The 1,337-nt window shown below is 72.0% G+C and carries 3 protein-coding genes; all 3 read right to left on the reverse strand.

What is annotated here, in order from left to right; all coding sequences use genetic code 11:
* Positions 1 to 157 precede the first annotated feature (157 nt).
* On the reverse strand, positions 158 to 529 hold the full coding sequence (locus AB0G02_RS32935; RefSeq protein ID WP_360802069.1) for an STAS domain-containing protein: 372 nt from the start codon (positions 527 to 529) through the stop codon (positions 158 to 160).
* A 104-nt stretch (positions 530 to 633) separates the two neighbouring features.
* Positions 634 to 1,050 (reverse strand): cold shock domain-containing protein, encoded by a 417-nt coding sequence (locus AB0G02_RS32940; RefSeq protein WP_360802072.1) that lies wholly within the window; start codon positions 1,048 to 1,050, stop codon positions 634 to 636.
* A 103-nt stretch (positions 1,051 to 1,153) separates the two neighbouring features.
* Positions 1,154 to 1,337 (reverse strand): SAM-dependent methyltransferase (locus AB0G02_RS32945; RefSeq protein WP_360802075.1); only part of this gene is annotated, 184 nt, incomplete at its 5' end.

Consider the following 1,337-nt stretch of genomic DNA (forward strand, 5'->3'; position numbering starts at 1 on the left):
GCGGGCCGTCGCGACGGCGCACGACGCGGACCTCACCGCGACGCCGCGGGCGGAGGGCGGCCTGGCCGTGACGGTGACGTTCCCGGGGGCGGCGGTGTGAGAACCGCGGCACGCGTGGACCACGTGCCGCGGTGACCGTCACGGCCCGCCCGGTGTCCTACGCGGTGTCCTCCCCGACGGCGGCGAGCGCGTCCTCCCGCGTGTCGTGCAGCGGCAGGAGCTTGTCCATCGCCACCAGCTCCAGCGCGCGGCGGACGGGGCGGCCCACCACCACGTGGACCGGTCTACCCCCGAGCGAGGCGTTGTGCGAGCGGACGTGGCCGAGCGCGGCGATGCCCGAGGAAGCGAAGAACGTCACCCCGGACAGGTCGATCACCAGGGCGCCCGCCTCGGCGTCGAGGACCTCGACGCAGCGGTCGAGCAGCGCGTCGCTGTTGGACATGTCGATTTCCCCGGTCACGCGGACGACCACGGTGGTGCCGTGTTCCTCGGTGGAGAGCCCGGTTGCGGGCGAGTCGGCAGAATTCACCGCGTCATGATGGCCGACCGTCCACCCCGGCACAGCCGCTGGTCGGCCTCATCGTGTGCGGCGTCACGTCCACATCGGACCGCCGACGCCGACCGCACCACCGGTCAGTCCTCGATCCAGTTGTACTTGCGCGCCATCCCGACCAGGTTGCGGCGCACGTTCACGATCTGCTCCGCCGTCATCCCGGGAGCCGACGCCAGCAGGGTCTCGGTGACCTCCTGCAGGTACCGCTTGGTCGTCACGACCTCGCAGAACACGTCGTTGCCGTTCGGCTCGTCGCCCGGGTGGTAGGACGGCACCGCCCGCGACGCCGCTTCCCGCACCAGGCTCACCCGGGACGCCTTCGGGCCCCGGTCGCCCATCTCCACCAGGAACTCGACCAGCGCTCCCGGCGCCATCAGCCGCTTGTCGAAGTCGATGTCGTTGACGTGGATGAAGACGTCCTCGCCACCCTCCTCGGGCGACACGAACCCGTACCCGCGGACCTCGTCGAACCGGACGACCTTGCCCTTGACCACCACCGCAACCCCTTACAACAGCATGCGCCACACGCCCGTGGCGGCATCCGCCCGATCCTATCCGGTCCACCCCGCCGGCTGCGCGTCCACGAGCCCCCGTGCCTGGTCAGCGGGTCTTGCGGCCGACACCGGCGAACGTCGACGTCAACGAGGGACCCCGGTCGTCCCCGGCCTCCGGGCGCCACTCGGGCGGGTGCACCACGCCGGGGTCGACCAGGTCCAGGCCCGCGAACAGGTCGGTGATCCGGGCGCGGGAGCGCGTGGTGAAGTCCGACACCCGGGTGCGGAAC

This window comes from Actinosynnema sp. NPDC023658 (assembly GCF_040639995.1).
Lineage (GTDB): Bacteria > Actinomycetota > Actinomycetes > Mycobacteriales > Pseudonocardiaceae > Actinosynnema.